This window comes from Bradyrhizobium sp. Leo78, from assembly GCF_059512425.1.
Map to the genome: position 1 here is coordinate 137,685 of NZ_JCAMOT010000002.1, position 18,493 is coordinate 156,177.

Consider the following 18,493-nt stretch of genomic DNA (forward strand, 5'->3'; position numbering starts at 1 on the left):
TCTGCGTCGGGACACCTAGGTGGTCATCACCCGCGAAGGCGGGTGATCCAGTAACCGGCCGCGTTCGTTTTGATGCAAGGTCCCGGCGTACTGGATACCCCGCCTTCGCGGGGTATGACGGACAAAGAGTCTAAGGCAGCGCCTGTAACAGGCAAAGGACAACGGCATTGTTCGACAATCTGTCGGAAAAGCTTGGTGGCATCCTTGATCGGCTGACAGGGCGCGGTGCGCTCACCGAAAAGGATGTCGACGCCGCGATGCGCGAAGTGCGCCGCGCGCTGCTCGAGGCCGACGTCGCGCTCGAGGTTGTCAGGAGTTTCATCGAGCGCGTGCGCGAGCAGGCGGTCGGCGCCACCGTCGTCAAGTCGGTCACGCCAGGCCAGATGGTGGTCAAGATCGTCCATGACGAGCTGGTCGCCACGCTCGGTTCCGACGGCCAGACCATCGACCTCAACACGGTGCCGCCGGTTCCGATCATGATGGTCGGCCTGCAGGGTTCCGGTAAAACGACCACCACCGCAAAGCTCGCCCGCCGCATGGTCCAGCGCGACAAGCGCAAGGTGCTGATGGCTTCGCTCGACGTCTATCGTCCGGCGGCGATGGAGCAATTGGCCGTGCTCGGCCGCGACCTCGACATCCCGACGCTGCCGATCGTCGCCGGCCAGAAGCCGCCGCAGATCGCGCGGCGTGCGATCGAGGCCGGCAAGCTCGGCGGCTATGACGTCGTGCTGCTCGACACCGCGGGCCGCACCACACTCGACGAAGAGATGATGCAAGAGGCGGCCGAGATCAAAGCCGCCACCAATCCGCATGAAGTGCTCCTGGTCGCGGACTCCCTGACCGGCCAGGACGCGGTCAACCTCGCGCGCTCGTTCGACCAGCGCGTCGGGCTGACTGGCATCGTGCTGACGCGCGTCGACGGTGATGGCCGCGGCGGCGCCGCGCTGTCGATGCGCGCGGTGACCGGCAAGCCGATCAAGCTGATCGGTACCGGCGAAAAGACCGATGCGCTGGAAGACTTCCATCCGAGCCGCATCGCCGGCCGCATCCTCGGCATGGGCGACGTGGTGTCGCTGGTCGAGCGTGCCGCCGCCAACATCGATGCCGAGAAGGCCGCGCGCACCGCCGAGCGGATGCGCAAGGGCCAGTTCGACCTCAACGACATGCGCGAGCAGCTCATGCAGATGGCGAATATGGGCGGCATCAGCGGCCTGATGGGCATGATGCCCGGCATTGCGAAGATGAAGAACCAGATCGCCGCCGCCGGGATCGACGACAAGATCCTGAAGCGCCAGGTCGCGATCATCGATTCGATGACGCGGCAGGAGCGCAAGAACCCGGACATCCTCAAGGCCAGCCGCAAGAAGCGCATCGCCGCGGGCGCAGGGCAGAACGTCGAGCAGGTCAACAAACTGCTCAAAATGCACCGGAACATGTCCGACATGATGAAGGCCATGGGTTCGGGCAAACGCGGCCCGCTCGCCGGCATCGCGCAGGCGATGGGTTTTGGCGGCGGCATGAAGCCGCCTTCGCCGGAAGAGATGAAGGCGTTGGCCGAGAAGATGCAGGGCGCGCCCGGTGGCGGCCTGCCAAACCTGCCGAAGGAACTCCCCGTCGGGCTGCGCCAGGGCCTGCCGAACGTGCCAGGGCTCACCGGCCTCAGCGGCAAGCCGACACTGCCGGGCCTCGGCGGCTTTCCGGGGAAGAAGAAATGACGTCTCTCGTCATTGCGAGGAGCGAAGCGACGAAGCAATCCACGCCTCCACATGCGGCGCTATGGATTGCTTCGCTTGCGCTCGCAATGACGGCGTAACTGACCAACATCCAATCAAACCATTCATCAGGAGAACTAAATGTCTGTCGTTATCCGTCTTGCGCGCGCCGGCACCAAGAAGCGTCCGGTCTATCACGTCGTCGTCGCCGACTCGCGCTTTCCGCGCGACGGCCGCTTCATCGAGCGGCTCGGCCACTTCAATCCGCTGCTGCCGAAGGACAGCGAGGCGCGGCTGAAGCTCGACATGGACAAAGTGAAGGCCTGGCTCGCCAAGGGCGCGCAGCCATCGGACCGCGTCACCCGCTTCCTCGATGCGGCCGGCGTCGTGAAGCGCGCGCCGCGCAACAACCCGGAAAAGGCCGTGCCGCGCAAGGAGCGGAAGGCCCAGGCCGAAGCCGCCGCGAAGGCGTAAGCTTTTCGGCGCACGACGGTGTCCACACCGGTTTGCGTCGCTCGGATCGGCGCTGCGCATGGCGTGCGCGGCGCCGTTAAGCTTTGGACCTTCACCGAAGACCCGCTGGCCGTGAAGCATTACGGCCCGCTGACGACCAAGGACGGCACGCGCCAGTTCGAGGTCGCGCATGTCCGCGAGGCGAAGGATCATCTGGTCGCGACGTTCAAGGACGTATCCACGCGCGAAGAGGCCGAGCGGCTGAACGGGCTTGAGCTCTACGTTCCGCGCGAGCGATTGCCCGAAACGGACGACGACGAATACTACCACGCCGATCTGATCGGCCTTGCCGCTGTCACGACCGCCGACCAGCCGCTTGGCAAGGTCGTTGCGATCCATAATTTCGGCGCCGGCAACATCATCGAAATCGCACCGCCGCAGGGCGCGACAATGCTGCTGCCATTCACCAATGCGGTCGTGCCGACTGTCGACCTCGCTGGCGGACGGGTGATCGTCGAATTGCCTGATGAGATAGAGGGCGAGGAACCCTCCCCAAGTCGTCCCCGCGAAAGCGGGGACCCATAGCCGCGGGCGTTTGTTGTTGCATCGGCAAGCGCCTAAATTCAGCGCGCCATGAGCGTTCGGGTTGGATCCCGGCGTCCGCTGAGACGACGAATCAGGAAGAGTCGCGATGACGAATACCCACAAGGCTTGGCGCCTGCACGCGCCTAACGATCTTCGCTTTGACGAAGTGGAGACTCCAGCGCCCGCGCCCGATGGCGTCGTGGTCCGCATCGAAGCCGGCATGGTGCTTTCTTACACAGGCAAGGTACTGTCAGGCGCGGCGCCCTACAGCCTGCCGCCAACACCATTCGTGCCCGGGACCAATGCCATCGCGCGCGTGATCGCGGTCGGCAACAATGTCAACCATGTCGAAGCCGGCGACCGCGTCTTCCTGAGCCCGCATCTGCGCGGCGATGTGCCCGACCGCGAGCCACCACAGATCCTGATCGGGCTTACGGCTATGACGACCACGCCGGAAGCGCTGGCCCTGCAGACACGCTGGCGCGACGGGGTATTTGCCGAGGTCGCGCATTGGCCGGCAGCCTGCGTAACGCCGCTTCCGGGGCTCGAGGACAGACCCGCGACCGAATTGATCGGACTCGCAAAACTGATCGTGCCGTTCGGCGGGTTGCAGCGTTCGGGCCTGCGCGGCGGGCAAACCATCATCATCAACGGCGCATCAGGCTACTTCGGGTCGGGCGCGGTGATGCTAGCCGTCGCGATGGGCGCTGGACGCGTAGTCGCGGTCGGGCGCAAGCAGGCGGCGCTGGAGATGTTGCGCGAAACGTGCGGTCCGCGCGCCATTCCGGCCGTCGTCACTGGCGATATGGCCAAGGATATCCCGATCATCCGCCGCGCGGCAGGCGGCAGCGCCGACCTTGCGCTCGACCTGCTCGGCAACGCCGGCAGCACCTCGACCACGCTGTCGTGCCTGCACGCGCTTAGGCGCGGCGGGCGGCTAGTGCTGATGGGCAGCGCGCAGGTGCCGCTCGAGCTCTCGTTCCGCGAAATGCTGGCGAACGACTGGGAGGTGGTCGGGCAATTCATGTACGACCGGACGGCGCCTGGCCAATTGGCGGCGCTGGCCGCCGAGAACCTGCTCGATCTCCGCCAAATCAACGTCACGACGTTTTCGCTCGCCGACATCAAGCGTGCGGTAGACGCCGCCGCACTGATGCAGGGTCTCGACCTTACGTGCGTGGTACCGTAACGGAACCCGATGACCGCTCAGACCATATGGCGCGCCACCGTTCTCACCCTGTTCCCGGAGATGTTTCCCGGGCCGCTCGGCGTCAGCCTTGCCGGCAGAGCACTCGCCTCCGGGCTATGGGCTCTGGAAACGCGGGACATCAGGGATTCTGCGACCGACAGGCACCGCAGCGTGGACGACACCCCCGCCGGCGGCGGCCCGGGCATGGTGCTCCGTGCCGACATCCTGGCCGCCGCCATTGATGCCACCGAGATCGCGCCGACCCGGCCACGGCTCTTAATGAGCCCGCGGGGTCGGCCACTGACCCAGTCCCTGGTTGCGGAACTCGCGTCCGGCCCAGGTCCCCTCATCGTCTGCGGCCGTTTCGAGGGGGTCGATGAGCGGGTAATCGAGGCGCGCGGGCTCCAGGAGGTCTCGATGGGGGATTATGTGCTCTCGGGCGGAGAAATCGCCGCCATGGCCCTGATCGACGCCTGCGTGCGGCTGTTGCCGGGGGTGATGGGCAAGCAGGCCTCCGGCGAAGACGAAAGCTTCTCCGAAGGACTACTGGAATACCCTCAATTTACCCGCCCGCAGGAGTTCGAGGGCCGGCCGATCCCGGAAATTCTCACGTCGGGCGATCATGCCAAGGTTGCAGCCTGGCGGCAGGCCCAATCCGAGGCTCTGACCCGGGCCAGGCGGCCGGACTTGTGGGCCGCGCGGCACGGCACAAAAAACACGACAGACGGGTGACAAAGCCTCCGCTTTGCCTTATAGGAGCGCCCAAATCCGCAATCAGGATAGACCGAATTCTTGCGCAGCCCGCGTCGGTGCTGGGCGCGCCTCCGATGGAGATTTCAATGAACCTCATCCAGCAGCTCGAAAAAGAGCAGTACGACAAGCTCGCTGCGACCAAGCAGATCCCGGAATTCGCGCCCGGCGACACCGTGATCGTCAACGTCAAGGTGGTCGAAGGCGACCGCACCCGCGTGCAGGCCTATGAAGGCGTTTGCATCGGCCGTTCGGGCTCCGGCCTCAACGAGAGCTTCACGGTGCGCAAGATCTCCTATGGCGAGGGCGTGGAGCGCGTCTTCCCGGTGATGTCGCCGATGATCGACTCGATCAAGGTGGTGCGCCGCGGCAAGGTGCGTCGCGCCAAGCTTTATTATCTGCGCGGCCTGCGCGGCAAATCGGCCCGCATCGTCGAGAAGCAGGACAAGCAGGATCGCGCCGCCGCGGTCAACGAGTAATCCCATCCGACCAAATCGGATGCGACCAGAGCGCGGGGCCGGTCCCCGCGCTTTTTTGTTGCCGCCGTCACAGCGGACCCAACTGCTCATCCCTCATCCCGAGAGGGTGAGGGTCACGTAATCGCGCTTATGGCGCATCCTGACGCGCGTTGAAAGCACTCGCGATTCCGGATTGGCCTGCTATATATTTGTAGAATGGTTCCAGATCAGACCAGCATCGAGCCCATCAAGCGCGTCGTGATCGACGATCGCTCGCGGCTGCCTGGCCGTTTCTTCGGGCGCTTTGCGACCTCGGCAACGTCGGAGCTTACGCGCGCAGCTTGATGCTGCGCCGTCCCTTCGTTTGCCCCGGCGCCTGACCGCGCCGATCCGCTATCACAACATCGCTGGAGCTGATGCTCATGTCCAAACCGACCACCCTGTATGACAAGATCTGGAACGACCATCTGGTGCACGAAGCCGAAGACGGCACCTGCCTGCTCTATATTGACCGCCATCTGGTGCACGAAGTCACCTCGCCGCAGGCGTTCGAAGGCCTGCGCGCCACCGGCCGCAAGGTGCGCGCGCCGCAGAAGACGCTGGCGGTCGTCGACCACAACGTGCCGACCACCGACCGCACCAAGCCAAACCCCGACCCCGAAAGCATCGAGCAGATCAAGGCGCTGGCCGAGAACGCCAAGGAATTCGGCATCGAATATTACAACGAGTTCGACAAGCGCCAAGGCATCGTCCACGTCATCGGCCCCGAGCAGGGCTTCACGCTGCCCGGCACCACCATCGTCTGCGGTGACAGCCACACCTCGACGCATGGCGCGTTCGGCGCGCTCGCGCACGGCATCGGCACGTCCGAAGTCGAGCATGTGCTGGCGACGCAGACGCTGATCCAGAAGAAGGCGAAGAACATGCGCGTCACCGTCGACGGCAAATTGCCCGAAGGCGTGACCGGCAAGGACATCATCCTCGCCATCATCGGCGAGATCGGTACCGCCGGCGGTACCGGCTACGTGCTGGAATATGCCGGCGAGGCGATCCGCGCGCTGTCGATGGAAGGCCGCATGACCGTCTGCAACATGTCGATCGAAGGCGGCGCGCGCGCCGGCCTGGTCGCGCCCGACGAGAAGGCGTTCGACTTCCTGCGCGGCCGCCCCAAGGCGCCGAAGGCCGAGGCCTGGGATGCGGCGCTACGCTATTGGGAGACGCTGCGTTCCGACGAGGGCGCGCATTTCGATCACGAACTCCGGCTGGACGCAGCGAAGCTGCCGCCGATCGTGACCTGGGGCACCTCGCCGGAGGATGTCATCTCGGTTACCGGTTTCGTGCCAGATCCCGACAAGATCGCGGACGAGGCCAAGCGTCTCTCCAAGCATCGCGCGCTGAAATATATGGGTCTGACAGCGGGCACGAAGATCACCGACATCAAGCTCGACCGCGTCTTCATCGGCTCCTGCACCAATGGCCGCATCGAGGATCTGCGCGCCGCGGCCAAGATCGCCGAGGGCAAGCACGTCAATGCCAGTGTCAACGCCATGATCGTGCCGGGCTCCGGCATCGTGAAGGAGCAGGCGGAGGCGGAAGGTCTCGACAAGATCTTCATCAAGGCCGGCTTTGAGTGGCGCGAGCCGGGCTGCTCGATGTGCCTTGCCATGAACCCGGACAAGCTGAAGCCGGAAGAGCGCTGCGCCTCCACCTCGAACCGCAACTTCGAGGGACGCCAGGGCTTCAAGGGCCGCACCCATCTGGTGTCGCCGGCAATGGCGGCCGCCGCGGCAATCGCCGGCCACTTCGTCGACGTGAGGGACTGGCGCTAGCCGCCTTCGTTCAAGCTCGATCGATCCCGGAAACGCCTCGTTAAGCGACGAGGCGCAAGCTTGCTCCTTGCGAATGCATCGTTTCGCAGGGAGCCAGCCATGGCCGACAAGCGCGAATATGTCGATATGATCAGCGAGGCGACGCGCCAGAGCCGGCGCCGAACCATGCCGCGCGTGATCGATCCAATGCCTCAGGCGAAAGAGACCTCGCGCCTCAGCCACTGGCCGCCGGACCGCTGGGCGCAATGGCGGGTGGAGAATCTGACGCCGTGGAAGCTGAAGTCCTGGAAGTTCAGGGACTGGGACTGATGCACCGCACCGATTTGAGAGGTCGATTTCGCGACTGACTTGTCATGCCCGGGCTTGACCCCGGGCGTCCACATCTCCTGCGGTTCGCTGCTACGTGCCCAACGATGATTGCGCCGCGTCAGCGGCGTGTCGTCGCGCATGTTCGGTCGCTCCTGTCACGACGTCAGAGATAACGAAGTGAACGCCCTATAATACGAAGCGTGCGACGCGGTCGCCCTCTGCTGGGAGGCTTTCCGTCTTCACCACCACCACGGGTCATGCCGGAAGCCGAATGCGTACGGGACCAGCCTGTCATATGGATATGGTCGGAAGTAGTAAGGCTCCGTGTAAGTGCGAACGTAAGGCTGATAGGGCCTGTAATAGAAGCCCGCATAGGACCGATCAACGTTTCGGTAATATGGCCTGTAGCGGCGCGCGCTGAGATCCGTGGCTTTGCCTGTGTCGGCCGTTTCCGTGACGATCCGCTGCTGCGCTGCTGCCCTCGTCGTCAGCGACGGCGTTGATGCCAATGCCAATACACCGACGACGAGCGCGATACCGATCCAACTTTTCATGACAGGACTCCTTGAAGCAATCGGGCGGGCGATAAGGAAGCCATCATGCCGATTTCGCGGCCAAAATCAAAACAGGCCCGTTGCTAACGGGCCTGTGCGCTCTGCGTTGAATGCCGCGTGCCTGTTAGCGGCGCCAGTGGCGGCGAGGATGCGGGCGGTGCCAACGGTGATGGCGGCGGGGCTGCCAGCGCACTTCGGTCGTCCCCGACATCTGCTTCGGAGCATCCTGAACCGCCGCAGCGGCGCCGGGGCTGTTCAGCGAGAGCGCGTGAGCATGCTCGCCCGGCACGGCAAGAGCAAGCAGTGAACCGGCGGCAACCAGCCCCAGAAGTTTTGTCACTTTCATTTTTTTGTTCTCCCGAACGTCCTCGGATGTCACGTCTGCAACCATCGATTCGAATCGAGTGAGGCTGCCGCGACGCAGGTCGCAAGCAGAAGCGGACGACGTGAATGTGGAGGGAATGAATCTGCGCCGCGGACGTGAACGCAGGACTGCGCGTTTCAGTTCCCTGACAAAGTCAGGAATTCTGGCCGCCCGCGGTATTGGCGATTGGCGACGCGGCTAGAGCATGATCCGGAAAAGTGGAGACCGGTTTTCCGAAAAAAATCATGCTCAAACAAAGAGCTAGAGCGGGATGACGATTCGAAGAAAGTCATCACGCTCCAGCGGGAAGCTAACCGGGACGCCAGTAGCAGTGCATGCGCGGTGTGATCACGGTCCCGCTCGGCCGGTATTCCTGCACATAGTGGGCAGTGCAATCGCGCACGGCGTTCGGGCCCGGATTGTAGCGCGGAATGACATCCGGTTCCCAGTGATCCTGGCGGTAGATCGGAATCCGCCGCAGCGGCCGCCGACGTTGTGCGGAGGTCTCGGAGATGGTGGGCGTAGTCGCCTGCACGGCCCCTCTGGTCGATGGCGCCGTTTGCGCCTGCGCGCTCGCGACCGGCAGCGAGGCTCCCGCCAAAGCCGCCAGTAGCATTCCCATCACGATCCGCCGCATCACGCCCACCCAAAGTCCTGTTCGCGGGCCGTACGGTCTCCGATTGCCGCGACAAGGTCAACAGCGCTGGCGCCCTGTGCGAAACTCGCGCTAAACAGGCGCCATGTGGACCACAGCCAAAGCGCCGTCGCTCGCCGAAATGGAGGTCATGGCGCATGACGTTTTCGAGCGCCTGCCCCAGCGTTTTCGCAGTCTTTGCGAAGGCGTGATTATCCGCGTCGACGATTTCCCGACCGACGAAGTCATGGACGAGATGGGCTGCGAAAGCGAATTCGACCTGCTCGGCCTGTTCCAGGGCATAGGTCTGCCGCACCAGAGCCATGGCGACATCCCGCATTTGCCCAACATGATCTGGCTCTACCGCCGGCCGATCCTCGACTATTGGGCCGAGCACGAGGAGACGCTGGGCCACATCGTCCGCCACGTCCTGGTCCATGAGATCGGCCACCATTTCGGCCTTTCGGACGCCGATATGGAGGCGATCGAGGCCGCTGCAGGCTAGGATTGCGTAAATTGGCCTTTTTCCAGGGGGTTTTTCGGGATAGATAACCCCTCTCCCACCTTGAACCGGGAAGTGCGATCGATGGAAAAATTTACCAAGCTGGAGGGCGTCGCGGCGCCATTGAAGATCATCAATGTCGACACCGACATGATCATCCCCAAGCAGTACCTGAAGACCATCAAGCGCACCGGCCTTGGCAAGGGGCTCTTCTCGGAGCAACGCTACAAGGACGATGGCAGCGAGAATCCCGACTTCGTGCTGAACAAGCCGGCCTATCGCAATGCCAAGGTCCTGGTCGCCGGCGACAATTTCGGCTGCGGCTCGAGCCGCGAGCACGCACCTTGGGCGCTGCTCGATTTCGGCATCCGCTGCGTGATCTCGACCTCGTTCGGCGACATCTTCTACAATAACTGCTTCAAGAACGGCATCCTGCCGATCCGCGTTGCCCAGGAAGACCTCGACAAGCTGTTCGACGACGCCGAGCGCGGCGCCAATGCGACGCTGACGATCGACTTGGCGAACCAGGAAATCCGCGGTCCCGACGGCGGCGCCGTGAAGTTCGAGATCGACCCGTTCCGCAAGCACTGCCTGATCAACGGTCTCGACGATATCGGGCTGACGATGGAGAAGAAGTCGTCCATCGACGACTACGAGGCCAAGGCCAGCCGCGAGCGCGCCTGGGCCTGATCTTTCCGCTCCGGATCATGCTCTAGAGGGACGGCGCATGCGTCCGGACGTCGTTAGCTTCTGGCACGGTCCGCTCGACCGGCTGCGGCTGACCTGCCTGCGTTCGCAGGTCGCGGCCGGTCACAAGGTCACCGTCTACAGTTTCGATCCGCTGCCCGGCCTGCCCGACGGCGTCGGCAATGCGGAGGCCGAGGCAATCCTGCCGCATGCGTTCTCCGAGAAACTGCGCCCGCCAGGGCCGGACGGGAGCTGGCACGGCTGGACCATCCTGCAGTTCAGCGATTTCTTCCGCATGCGGCTGATGACTGAGCGCGCCGGCGTTTGGCTCGATGCCGATGTGCTGCTGCTGAAGCCGATCGAGATCGATTCGGCCAAGCCTTACTTTGCGTGGGAGCGGCCGCGCCAGCTCGGCAACTCCGTGCTTTATCTGCCACCGGACGATCCGATCGTGCGCGCCTTCGAAGGATTGATGAAGCAGGAGGAGCTGACGCCGGAGTGGCTCGCGCTTCGTCATCGCGTCGTCTTCGCGCTGCGACGCCTGCGCGGCGTTTCCGACCGTCTCTCCGACATCCGGATCTCGCTCTACGGCCCGCCGGCGATCACCGCGCTCGCCCGCCGCGCAGGGGAGTTGCAATACGCCCTGCCGAAGCAGTCATTTTACGCCGTGCACGCCGAGCCGAAATTGTTCTTCGAACCGCGCGACTTCTCGAAACTGCTCGGCAACCCCGACGTCATCGGCCTGCACATCTCGCCGAAAGGCCGCGGCCGCGAAGCGCCGATCCCGGGCAGTCTCTACGCGTGGGCGGCGGAAAAATTTCGCTAACCGTCGTCTCAACCCTTCATTGCTGCGATCGCATCCGCGATTGCGATCGTGCGGCGCGCCATCTCGGCGTGGAGTCGCTCCACCATGCGGCCGTCGATCTGGATCGCGCCGCGCGAGGCATTCTCCGGCTTGTCGAACGCGGCGAGGATCTTGCGGGCTTCCGCGACTTCTTCCGCCGGCGGGGTGAAGATCGCGTTGCAGGCTTCGATCTGGCCCGGATGGATCAGTGTCTTGCCGTCGAAACCGAGATCGCGCGCTTGTGCGCATTCGGCGGCAAAGCCATCGACATTGGCGAAATCGCTATAGGGACCGTCGAGGATCTCCAATCCGTGCGCGCGCGTCGCCAGGATGCAATGGGTGATCATCGGAATCATGATCGCACGGCCCGGCTGCATCTTGATCCGCGTCTCCCGCGAAATGTCGTTCGGGCCGAACACGAAACCGGCAAGCCGGGTCTCGGAATCCTTTGAGGCCGCGGCGAGTTCCTCGGCATGCAGCACCGCACGCGCGGTCTCGATCATGGCCCAGACCCGGATCGAGGCAGGCGCGTTGATGTCGCTCAGGCGGTCGGCAATCGCATTGAGGTCGTCGACGCTGGAGACCTTGGGAACCAGGATGCCGTCGGGCTGCGCCTTGCCGGCCATGCCGATGTCGTCGACCCACCACGGCGTGTCCAGGCCGTTGATCCGGACCAGCACCTCGCGCTTGCCGAAGCCCTTGGCCGCCACAGCCGCAGCAATCTGGTCCCGCGCCAGGCCCTTGGCGTCCGGCGCCACCGAATCCTCGAGGTCGAGGATGAGACCGTCGGCCGGCAGGTTGCGCGCTTTCTCCAGCGCCCGCGCGTTGGATCCGGGCATAAACAACAGGCTGCGGCGCGGACGGGTCATGGTCGTTTCCTTTCGGTCGTTTCCATCCCGCCTATCATTTCGGCCATCGCTCCGAAAGACTTGTTCCGGTCATCGGCTTGTGGTTAGGCAAGGGCATGGAGCTCTTCCCGAAAAATCTGCTCGACGGCTACCGGGCTTTCGCCACGCAGCGGCTGCCCACGGAACAATCCCGCTACCGCGAATTGTCCGTGCGCGGCCAGTCACCCGAAGTAATGGTGATCGGCTGCTGCGATTCCCGCGTCTCGCCGGAAGTGATCTTCGACGCCGGGCCGGGCGAATTGTTCGTGGTGCGCAACGTCGCCAACCTGGTTCCGGTCTACCAGCCCGACAGCGGCGCTCACGGCGTTTCGGCTGCGCTGGAATATGCCGTCAACGTGCTGAAGGTGAAGCACATCGTCGTGCTTGGCCATGCCCAATGCGGTGGCATCCGCGCCTTTATCGATAAAATCCAGCCGCTGTCGCCCGGCGACTTCATCGGCAAATGGATGCAGATGTTCATCAAGCCCGGCGAGATAGTCGAGCAGCGCGAGCACGAGACGATGCAGGATTTCACCATCCGGATCGAGAAAGCCGCGGTGTTCCGCTCGCTGGAGAACCTGATGACGTTCCCGTTCGTGCGCGAGCGGGTGCAGAAGGGTGAGACGAACCTGCACGGCGCCTATTTCGGCGTCGCCGAAGGCTCGCTGTTCGTGCTCGACCGGACGACGAAGGAATTCGTGAGTGCGCGTATGGCGGGTAGCGAGTAGCGTAATTCCACTCGCTATTCGCTACTCCCTATTCGCCAATCAACCTAATCCGCCCCGTGGCCGGCGCCCCAGCGGTCCGACAACGCCAGGATCAGGGTCGAGATCACGAACACCAGGTGGATGCCAACCAGCCATCCGAGCTTCTGCGCGTCGAAGATCGCATCAATGTTCAGGAAGGCCTTCAGCACCTGGATCGCCGAGATCGCCACGATCGAGGACAGCAGCTTCTGCTTCAGGCCGCCGAAATCGACCTTGGTCATCCATTCCGGCCAGTCCGGATGGCCGGCGGGATCGATCCGGGAAACGAAGTTCTCATAGCCCGAGAACACCACGATCAGGATCAGATTGCCGGTCAGCGACACGTCGATCAGTGAGAGCACGCCGAGGATGATGTCGGATTCCTTGGCGTACGGCACGTGCAGGATGAATTCCCACAGCAGCGCGACGAATTTGTAGAGCAGCACGGCGAGGCTGACGACGAGACCGAAATAGAACGGCGCCATCAGCCAGCGACTGTTGAAGATCAGGCTTTCGAAGCCGATCTCAACGCGTTTCAGCCTGGGATCAGGTCGATAGGGAACCGGCTCGTCGGTCATCGATTCCGGCTCCCCGGTCATTCACCATTCGCCGCTATTCTCAGGCCGCCTTCTTCTTGGCGGTGAGCAACTTGCGGTTGATCAGGCATTCGGCGATCTGCACCGCATTCAGCGCGGCGCCCTTGCGCAGATTGTCCGACACGCACCACAGCACGAGCCCGTTCTCCACCGTCGCGTCCTCGCGGATGCGGCTGATATAGGTGGCGTCCTCGCCCGCAGCCTCATAGGGCGTGACGTAGCCGCCGGGCTCCTGCTTGTCGATGACGAGACAGCCCGGCGCATTGCGCAGGATGTTGCGCGCCTCATCCGCCGAGATCGGATTCTCGAACTCGATGTTGACGGCTTCCGAATGGCCGACGAAGACCGGCACGCGCACGCAGGTCGCGGAAAGCTTGATCTTGGGATCAAGAATCTTCTTGGTCTCCGCCATCATCTTCCACTCTTCCTTGGTGTAGCCGTCCTCCATGAACACGTCGATCTGCGGGATGACGTTGAAGGCGATGCGCTTGGGGAATTTCTTGTTGATCAGCTCGTCATTGGTGTAGACGGCCTTGGTCTGTGAGAACAATTCGTCCATCGCGTCCTTGCCGGCGCCCGAGACCGATTGATAGGTCGAGACCACGACGCGCTTGATCGTCGCCTTGTCGTGCAGGGGCTTCAGCGCCACCACGAGCTGCGCGGTCGAGCAGTTCGGATTGGCGATGATGTTCTTCTTGGTGAAGCCCGCCGCCGCGTCCGCATTCACTTCCGGCACGATCAGCGGCACATCCGGATCCATGCGCCAGGCCGAGGAATTGTCGATCACGACCGCGCCGGCGGCACCAATCTTCGGCGACCATTCCTTCGACACCGCCCCGCCCGCCGACATCAGGCAGATGTCGACATCGGAGAAGTCGTAATGCTCGAGCGCTTTGACCTTCAGGGTCCGATCGCCATAGGAGACGTCGACGCCGACGCTGCGGCGCGAGGCCAGCGCGACCACCTCGTCAGCCGGGAATTTGCGCTCGTCCAGAATGCCGAGCATTTCCCGCCCGACATTACCGGTCGCACCCACCACCGCGACTTTGTAACCCATCGTTCATTCTCCGAGGAAAAATGCTCGCCCGCGCAGTCCGGCGGATCAGGAAGCGCAGCGCTTCTATGCGAGAAACGCCGTTAAGACAACGTTAGTCGTAGCGCTTTGCTGGTCCGGCCGCCTCGCGCCGTGACGCTATGTAATCACTTAGGGGCCGGCCGCCATCGGTTGCGGCGCCTTCGATGATGGCGTTATCGCGGCAAGGCACTGGTTTTCATGAAACTTTTGCACTTCCCGCGGCATTATTGCGCGCGGGTGTGGCGCATTTGACCTAGTTGCGACCGTTGCGCCAAGGCTACAATATGGCCAAATCAGATGGGCGATCTGCCAGCCCGGCGTGCGGGCACAGTGACGAGGATGAAATGACTGCCAAATTTCCTGCTGCGACCAAGCTCGCGGTATTTTTTGCCACCGCCGCGGCCGTGGCCGGTCTCCTCGCCAGCCCTGCCGATGCCCAGAGCAGGCGTCAGGACCAGCTCCGGTATGACCGCGACGGCCGGGTCACTTACGGAGGGCAGGGGCCCAACCGTTCCTACCAGCAGGGACCGCGCACCCGCGTCTTCGTGACCACCCGCTCCTGGCTCGATGCCGGCACCGAGGTGCTGCCGGGCGACCGCAAGTTCCAGGACTACGCCTTCCCGTCGCCGTTCGGGTACCCGGACTTCGCGCGGGAAAACCTCAATCGGCCGATCGACCGCCAGCCGCTCAACCCGCCGTCGGATTTGGGTGGCGAGCCGACCCGGTTCCCGCTGTATTGAGCTGAGGGCATAAGGTGGGCAAAGGCGCATCGCGCCGTGCCCACCATTTTACGCTCCGCTCGTGGCGGTGGGCACGCTTCGCTTTGCCCACCCTTACCAATCCCGGTGCCTGTTGCACCTAAGCGTGCAGCTTCTGCAATTCCTTCAGAATTGCTTCGCCCATCTGCGTGGTCGAGGCTGATGTCGTGCCTTCGGACTTGATGTCTGCGGTACGCAGGCCGCTTGCGAGCACGGCGGCGATTGCGGCATCGAGCTTGTCGGCGAGCGCACCCATGTCGAAGGAGTAGCGCAGCGCCATCCCGAACGAAGCGAGCATCGCGATCGGGTTGGCAAGGCCTTGGCCTGCGATATCCGGCGCCGAGCCGTGCACCGGCTCGTACAGCGCCTTGCGCTTGCCGCTCTTGGCATCGGTCTCGCCGAGCGAAGCCGACGGCAGCATGCCGAGCGAGCCGGTGAGCATCGCCGCGATGTCGGAGAGCATGTCGCCGAACAGATTATCGGTGACGATGACGTCGAACTGCTTCGGCCATTTGACCAGCATCATGCCGCCGGAATCGGCGAGCTGATGCTCCAGCGTCACATCGGGGTATTCGCGCTTGTGCACCTGGGTGACGACCTCGTTCCAGAGCACGCCCGATTTCATGACGTTGCGCTTTTCCATCGAGGTCACCTTGTTGCGGCGCTTCTTGGCAAGGTCGAAGGCGACGCGGGCGATACGCTCGATCTCGTAGGTGTCGTAGACCTGGGTGTCGATGGCGCGCTTCTGGCCGTTTCCGAGATCGGTGATGGTCTTCGGTTCGCCGAAATAGACGCCGCCGGTGAGCTCGCGCACGATCATGATATCGAGCCCTTCGACCGCCTCGCGCTTCAGGCTGGAGGCATCCGCGAGCGCCGGATAGCATACGGCGGGCCGCAGATTGGCGAACAGGCCGAGATCCTTGCGCAGCCGCAGCAGGCCGGCCTCGGGCCGCACCTCATAGGGAACGCTGTCCCATTTCGGCCCGCCGACCGCGCCGAAGATCACGGCATCGGCGGCTTTCGCCTTGGTCATGTCGCCTTCCGAGATCGAGACCTTGTGCGCATCATAGGCAGCGCCGCCGACCAGCCCCTCTTCGGTCTCGAAGGTGGCGATTCCTTCCGCCTTGAGCCAGCCGATCAGGCGCTTCACCTCCGCCATCACTTCGGGGCCGATGCCGTCGCCGGGCAGGAGCAGGAGCTTGTGGGTCGCCATGGGGTTTTCGCCTTGAGATCTAAGGAAATCCGCGCGGAGTGCTAAAGCGCTGTTGCGCGGTTGGCAAGACACCATTCCCGGAGTTGGCCTGTGCAAGCATGGCCAGGCCTGCCACAATGCGGCCCTGCCGGAGTTCTCAGTGAAAGCCCCCGACCTGCCCCCATCTTCCGCGCACCCCGCGCGGCTGATTCTGATCCTGTCGCTGGCGCCGACCGCGGGGCTCGGCATCGGCCGTTTCGCCTATTCGCTGGTGCTGCCTGATATGCGCGAGCAGCTTGCGTGGTCTTATTCGGCGGCGGGCTTCATGAACACCATCAACGCCGCCGGCTATCTGATCGGCGCGCTGCTCGCCGCACGGCTGATCCGGCGCTTCGGGCTGGTGGCGTCGGTACGCTGGGGAACGCTGGCCTGCGTGGTGTCGCTCGCGCTTTGCGCCATCACCGCGAACTACGTGGTGCTGAGCTTTGCGCGGCTGCTCGCCGGCCTTGGCGCTGCTGCCGGCTTCGTCGGCGGCGGCGCGCTTGCGGCGATGATCGCGCAGACGCGGCCCGAACGCGCCAATTTCCTGCTCAGCCTGTTCTATGCCGGACCCGGCAGCGGCATCCTGCTGTCGGGACTGGTGGCGCCGTTCGTGCTGCAATGGTTCGGCCCGGGCTCGTGGTGGATCGTGTGGTGGGCGATGACGCTGCTTGCGGCCATCATGACCATTCCGCTCTGGCTCACATCCTTCCCTTCTGACGCCATGACCAGGCAGGAGTCAGCGGCGAAGTTCGCGATAACGCCGGTTGCGATCTATCTCGGCGGCTATTTCCTGTTCGGTGCCGGCTATATCGCCTACATGACGTTCATGATCGCCTATGTGCGCGACGCCGGCGGCGGCGCACTGGCGCAAAGCGCCTTCTGGAGCCTGATCGGGCTGAGCGCTTTCGTGACGCCGTGGGTGTGGCGAGGCGTGCTCGGGCTCAACCGCGGCGGGCTTGCCACCACGATCATCCTCGGCGTCAACGCGATCGGCGCTGGCCTACCGATTTTCGGACACTCGCCGCTGTTGCTCGCGGTCTCCGCCCTGGTGTTCGGCGTCGCGTTCTTCGCGGTGGTGGGATCGACCACCGCCTTCGTGCGCTTCAACTATCCGCCATCGTCCTGGCCGACCGCGATCGCCGCGCTGACGATCTCGTTCGGGATCGGCCAGACCATCGGGCCGATCGTCGTCGGCGCGATCACCGATGCGGTCGGCAGCCTGTCATTCGCGCTGAACATATCGGCGGCGATGCTCGCGCTCGGCGCCGTCCTCTCGGCGTTCCAAAGGAAGCTGGACGTGACGGCGTAGGCAGGCGCGCTTTCCCGGCGTCGTCATTGCGAGCGGAGCGAAGCAATCCATGGTGCGGCAAGTGGAGACATGGATTGCTTCGCTCCGCTCGCAATGACGGGTGCTGTCATTCCGGGCAGCGCGAAGCGATGAGCCCGGAATCCATTTCTCCGCTTGCGCCTGCGGTTCGATGGATTCCGGGCTCGCGCTGCGCGCGCCCCGGAATGACAGCGAGAGACTCAGCTTCCGCTAAACGAATTGTAGCCCTGGTCTTCCCAGTAGCCGCCCTTGTAGTCGTTAGTGACTTCCATCGAGATCACATATTTCGGGTTCTTGAAGCCGAGCTTGGTCGGGACCCGGATCTTCATCGGATAGCCGTAGGCGCGCGGCAGGATCTCGTCGGCGAATTTGAAGGTCATCTGGGTCTGCGGATGCAGCGCGGTCGGCATGTCCAGCGGCGAGTTGTAGCCGTCCTTGTCGGCGCACTGGAACCAGACATATTTCGCGCGGGTGTCGGCGCCGACGAGCTTCAAGAAATCGCGCAGCGGCGTGCCGGTCCAACTGCCGATCGCGCTCCAGCCCTCGACGCAGATATGGCGCGTGACCTGCTTGACCTGCGGCAGCTTGTAGAGCTCCTCCAGCGTCCACGGCTTGTTGTTCTCGACCAGGCCGCGCACCTCCAACTTCCAGTCCTTGCCGTCGATGTCGGGCGCTTCGTCGACATCATAGTAGCCGTTGAACGGAAACGGCTTGGTGATGGCGCTTTCCGGAAAGGTCGGCGCCAGCGCGTTCGGATTGAACATCCAGGCCTGCACCGCATCGTTGAACTTCGAAACCTGCGCCAGCATCGTTTCCGCCGAGGAGCTGTCGAGGACGTCGCAGCCCGTAAGCAGCGTCAGCGCCCCCAAGCTGGCGCCGCCGGTGATGAAACGCCGGCGTGTCAGATCAGGCATCAGTTTCACGGCGTCCTTGACCAGGAGCTTCTTGTCGACGCCGGGGATCAGGAGCTTGCGCATGCGACCCATGTCTCTCTCCCTGA

22 protein-coding genes are annotated in these 18,493 nt (G+C 63.8%); 14 read left to right on the forward strand and 8 right to left on the reverse strand.

Annotated elements, in window-relative coordinates:
* The first annotated feature begins 167 nt into the window (after positions 1-167).
* The 8 genes from ffh (at position 168) to AC5ZG1_RS03110 (ending at position 7,285) form a co-directional block, all read left to right on the forward strand.
* Positions 168-1,715: a signal recognition particle protein gene (gene ffh, locus AC5ZG1_RS03075; protein ID WP_456645287.1), complete on the forward strand. Its 1,548-nt coding sequence runs from the start codon at positions 168-170 to the stop codon at positions 1,713-1,715.
* A gap of 138 nt (positions 1,716-1,853) precedes the next feature.
* Positions 1,854-2,186, forward strand: a complete 333-nt coding sequence (gene rpsP / locus AC5ZG1_RS03080; RefSeq protein ID WP_130229090.1) for a 30S ribosomal protein S16 — start codon at positions 1,854-1,856, stop codon at positions 2,184-2,186.
* An 18-nt stretch (positions 2,187-2,204) separates the two neighbouring features.
* Positions 2,205-2,750 carry a ribosome maturation factor RimM gene (gene rimM, locus AC5ZG1_RS03085; RefSeq protein ID WP_456645288.1) on the forward strand — a complete coding sequence of 182 codons (546 nt, stop codon included), beginning with the start codon at positions 2,205-2,207 and terminating at the stop codon, positions 2,748-2,750.
* A 106-nt stretch (positions 2,751-2,856) separates the two neighbouring features.
* On the forward strand, positions 2,857-3,939 hold the full coding sequence (locus tag AC5ZG1_RS03090; protein WP_496131948.1) for a zinc-binding dehydrogenase: 1,083 nt from the start codon (positions 2,857-2,859) through the stop codon (positions 3,937-3,939).
* Between the two features lie 9 nt (positions 3,940-3,948).
* Entirely contained in the window at positions 3,949-4,671 is a 723-nt protein-coding gene (trmD, locus tag AC5ZG1_RS03095; protein ID WP_496131949.1) for a tRNA (guanosine(37)-N1)-methyltransferase TrmD, read from the forward strand.
* 107 nt (positions 4,672-4,778) lie between these two features.
* The gene (gene rplS, locus AC5ZG1_RS03100; RefSeq protein WP_028166210.1) at positions 4,779-5,168 is read left to right on the forward strand and encodes a 50S ribosomal protein L19; all 390 of its coding nucleotides are present in this window, start codon (positions 4,779-4,781) and stop codon (positions 5,166-5,168) included.
* Between the two features lie 401 nt (positions 5,169-5,569).
* Positions 5,570-6,976 carry a 3-isopropylmalate dehydratase large subunit gene (gene leuC / locus AC5ZG1_RS03105; RefSeq protein WP_496131950.1) on the forward strand — a complete coding sequence of 469 codons (1,407 nt, stop codon included), beginning with the start codon at positions 5,570-5,572 and terminating at the stop codon, positions 6,974-6,976.
* A 99-nt stretch (positions 6,977-7,075) separates the two neighbouring features.
* Positions 7,076-7,285, forward strand: a complete 210-nt coding sequence (locus tag AC5ZG1_RS03110; RefSeq protein ID WP_028166208.1) for a hypothetical protein — start codon at positions 7,076-7,078, stop codon at positions 7,283-7,285.
* Between the two features lie 239 nt (positions 7,286-7,524).
* Here the strand turns inward: AC5ZG1_RS03110 and AC5ZG1_RS03115 are convergent, their stop codons facing one another.
* The 3 genes from AC5ZG1_RS03115 to AC5ZG1_RS03125 all read right to left on the reverse strand — a co-directional run bounded on the left by AC5ZG1_RS03115 (position 7,525) and on the right by AC5ZG1_RS03125 (position 8,840).
* Positions 7,525-7,839, reverse strand: a complete 315-nt coding sequence (locus AC5ZG1_RS03115) for a hypothetical protein (RefSeq protein WP_130229086.1) — start codon at positions 7,837-7,839, stop codon at positions 7,525-7,527.
* A gap of 124 nt (positions 7,840-7,963) precedes the next feature.
* On the reverse strand, positions 7,964-8,185 hold the full coding sequence (locus AC5ZG1_RS03120; RefSeq protein WP_130229085.1) for a hypothetical protein: 222 nt from the start codon (positions 8,183-8,185) through the stop codon (positions 7,964-7,966).
* 328 nt (positions 8,186-8,513) lie between these two features.
* Positions 8,514-8,840: a hypothetical protein gene (locus AC5ZG1_RS03125; protein WP_496131951.1), complete on the reverse strand. Its 327-nt coding sequence runs from the start codon at positions 8,838-8,840 to the stop codon at positions 8,514-8,516.
* Between the two features lie 103 nt (positions 8,841-8,943).
* On the opposite strand from AC5ZG1_RS03125, the gene AC5ZG1_RS03130 reads away from it, so the two are divergent.
* The 3 genes from AC5ZG1_RS03130 (at position 8,944) to AC5ZG1_RS03140 (ending at position 10,852) form a co-directional block, all read left to right on the forward strand.
* A complete protein-coding gene (locus AC5ZG1_RS03130; protein ID WP_028165133.1) occupies positions 8,944-9,342 on the forward strand; it encodes a metallopeptidase family protein in 399 nt (132 codons plus the stop codon).
* 81 nt (positions 9,343-9,423) lie between these two features.
* Entirely contained in the window at positions 9,424-10,029 is a 606-nt protein-coding gene (gene leuD, locus AC5ZG1_RS03135) for a 3-isopropylmalate dehydratase small subunit (protein ID WP_208829809.1), read from the forward strand.
* A 37-nt stretch (positions 10,030-10,066) separates the two neighbouring features.
* Positions 10,067-10,852 (forward strand): glycosyltransferase family 32 protein, encoded by a 786-nt coding sequence (locus AC5ZG1_RS03140; protein WP_496131952.1) that lies wholly within the window; start codon positions 10,067-10,069, stop codon positions 10,850-10,852.
* Between the two features lie 8 nt (positions 10,853-10,860).
* On the opposite strand, the gene AC5ZG1_RS03145 is transcribed toward AC5ZG1_RS03140, so the two are convergent.
* Complete coding sequence (locus AC5ZG1_RS03145; RefSeq protein WP_028165136.1) at positions 10,861-11,739, reverse strand: HpcH/HpaI aldolase/citrate lyase family protein; 879 nt, start codon at positions 11,737-11,739, stop codon at positions 10,861-10,863.
* A 95-nt stretch (positions 11,740-11,834) separates the two neighbouring features.
* Here AC5ZG1_RS03145 and AC5ZG1_RS03150 point away from each other — a divergent pair, with 95 nt between their 5' ends.
* Positions 11,835-12,485: a carbonic anhydrase gene (locus AC5ZG1_RS03150; protein WP_496131953.1), complete on the forward strand. Its 651-nt coding sequence runs from the start codon at positions 11,835-11,837 to the stop codon at positions 12,483-12,485.
* Positions 12,486-12,529: 44 nt separating this feature from the next.
* Here AC5ZG1_RS03150 and AC5ZG1_RS03155 read toward each other — a convergent pair whose 3' ends face one another.
* Positions 12,530-13,081, reverse strand: coding sequence for a TIGR00645 family protein (locus tag AC5ZG1_RS03155; RefSeq protein WP_130229081.1), 552 nt, complete (start codon positions 13,079-13,081; stop codon positions 12,530-12,532).
* Between the two features lie 40 nt (positions 13,082-13,121).
* Positions 13,122-14,156, reverse strand: a complete 1,035-nt coding sequence (locus AC5ZG1_RS03160) for an aspartate-semialdehyde dehydrogenase (protein WP_496131954.1) — start codon at positions 14,154-14,156, stop codon at positions 13,122-13,124.
* Positions 14,157-14,518: 362 nt separating this feature from the next.
* Between AC5ZG1_RS03160 and AC5ZG1_RS03165 the strand changes: the two genes are divergently transcribed.
* Entirely contained in the window at positions 14,519-14,914 is a 396-nt protein-coding gene (locus AC5ZG1_RS03165) for a hypothetical protein (RefSeq protein ID WP_208829815.1), read from the forward strand.
* A 118-nt stretch (positions 14,915-15,032) separates the two neighbouring features.
* Here the strand turns inward: AC5ZG1_RS03165 and leuB are convergent, their stop codons facing one another.
* Complete coding sequence (gene leuB, locus AC5ZG1_RS03170) at positions 15,033-16,145, reverse strand: 3-isopropylmalate dehydrogenase (protein WP_456645299.1); 1,113 nt, start codon at positions 16,143-16,145, stop codon at positions 15,033-15,035.
* A gap of 139 nt (positions 16,146-16,284) precedes the next feature.
* On the opposite strand from leuB, the gene AC5ZG1_RS03175 reads away from it, so the two are divergent.
* Positions 16,285-17,475, forward strand: a complete 1,191-nt coding sequence (locus tag AC5ZG1_RS03175; RefSeq protein ID WP_496131955.1) for a YbfB/YjiJ family MFS transporter — start codon at positions 16,285-16,287, stop codon at positions 17,473-17,475.
* A 218-nt stretch (positions 17,476-17,693) separates the two neighbouring features.
* On the opposite strand, the gene AC5ZG1_RS03180 is transcribed toward AC5ZG1_RS03175, so the two are convergent.
* Positions 17,694-18,479 carry a molybdopterin-dependent oxidoreductase gene (locus AC5ZG1_RS03180; RefSeq protein ID WP_496131956.1) on the reverse strand — a complete coding sequence of 262 codons (786 nt, stop codon included), beginning with the start codon at positions 18,477-18,479 and terminating at the stop codon, positions 17,694-17,696.
* Between the last annotated feature and the right edge of the window lie 14 nt (positions 18,480-18,493).

What these genes read in the sequence shown, in the direction of transcription:
- AC5ZG1_RS03180 (WP_496131956.1), bottom strand. Translation starts at nt 18,479, where the DNA reads ATGGGTCGCATGCGCAAGCTCCTGATCCCCGGCGTCGACAAGAAGCTC.
- leuD (WP_208829809.1), top strand. Translation starts at nt 9,424, where the DNA reads ATGGAAAAATTTACCAAGCTGGAGGGCGTCGCGGCGCCATTGAAGATC.
- AC5ZG1_RS03090 (WP_496131948.1), top strand. Translation starts at nt 2,857, where the DNA reads ATGACGAATACCCACAAGGCTTGGCGCCTGCACGCGCCTAACGATCTT.
- AC5ZG1_RS03160 (WP_496131954.1), bottom strand. Translation starts at nt 14,156, where the DNA reads ATGGGTTACAAAGTCGCGGTGGTGGGTGCGACCGGTAATGTCGGGCGG.
- AC5ZG1_RS03155 (WP_130229081.1), bottom strand. Translation starts at nt 13,081, where the DNA reads ATGACCGACGAGCCGGTTCCCTATCGACCTGATCCCAGGCTGAAACGC.
- AC5ZG1_RS03125 (WP_496131951.1), bottom strand. Translation starts at nt 8,840, where the DNA reads ATGCGGCGGATCGTGATGGGAATGCTACTGGCGGCTTTGGCGGGAGCC.
- AC5ZG1_RS03140 (WP_496131952.1), top strand. Translation starts at nt 10,067, where the DNA reads ATGCGTCCGGACGTCGTTAGCTTCTGGCACGGTCCGCTCGACCGGCTG.
- AC5ZG1_RS03120 (WP_130229085.1), bottom strand. Translation starts at nt 8,185, where the DNA reads ATGAAAGTGACAAAACTTCTGGGGCTGGTTGCCGCCGGTTCACTGCTT.
- AC5ZG1_RS03145 (WP_028165136.1), bottom strand. Translation starts at nt 11,739, where the DNA reads ATGACCCGTCCGCGCCGCAGCCTGTTGTTTATGCCCGGATCCAACGCG.
- AC5ZG1_RS03115 (WP_130229086.1), bottom strand. Translation starts at nt 7,839, where the DNA reads ATGAAAAGTTGGATCGGTATCGCGCTCGTCGTCGGTGTATTGGCATTG.
- AC5ZG1_RS03165 (WP_208829815.1), top strand. Translation starts at nt 14,519, where the DNA reads ATGACTGCCAAATTTCCTGCTGCGACCAAGCTCGCGGTATTTTTTGCC.
- rplS (WP_028166210.1), top strand. Translation starts at nt 4,779, where the DNA reads ATGAACCTCATCCAGCAGCTCGAAAAAGAGCAGTACGACAAGCTCGCT.
- trmD (WP_496131949.1), top strand. Translation starts at nt 3,949, where the DNA reads ATGACCGCTCAGACCATATGGCGCGCCACCGTTCTCACCCTGTTCCCG.
- leuC (WP_496131950.1), top strand. Translation starts at nt 5,570, where the DNA reads ATGTCCAAACCGACCACCCTGTATGACAAGATCTGGAACGACCATCTG.
- AC5ZG1_RS03130 (WP_028165133.1), top strand. Translation starts at nt 8,944, where the DNA reads ATGTGGACCACAGCCAAAGCGCCGTCGCTCGCCGAAATGGAGGTCATG.
- leuB (WP_456645299.1), bottom strand. Translation starts at nt 16,145, where the DNA reads ATGGCGACCCACAAGCTCCTGCTCCTGCCCGGCGACGGCATCGGCCCC.
- AC5ZG1_RS03110 (WP_028166208.1), top strand. Translation starts at nt 7,076, where the DNA reads ATGGCCGACAAGCGCGAATATGTCGATATGATCAGCGAGGCGACGCGC.
- AC5ZG1_RS03150 (WP_496131953.1), top strand. Translation starts at nt 11,835, where the DNA reads ATGGAGCTCTTCCCGAAAAATCTGCTCGACGGCTACCGGGCTTTCGCC.
- rpsP (WP_130229090.1), top strand. Translation starts at nt 1,854, where the DNA reads ATGTCTGTCGTTATCCGTCTTGCGCGCGCCGGCACCAAGAAGCGTCCG.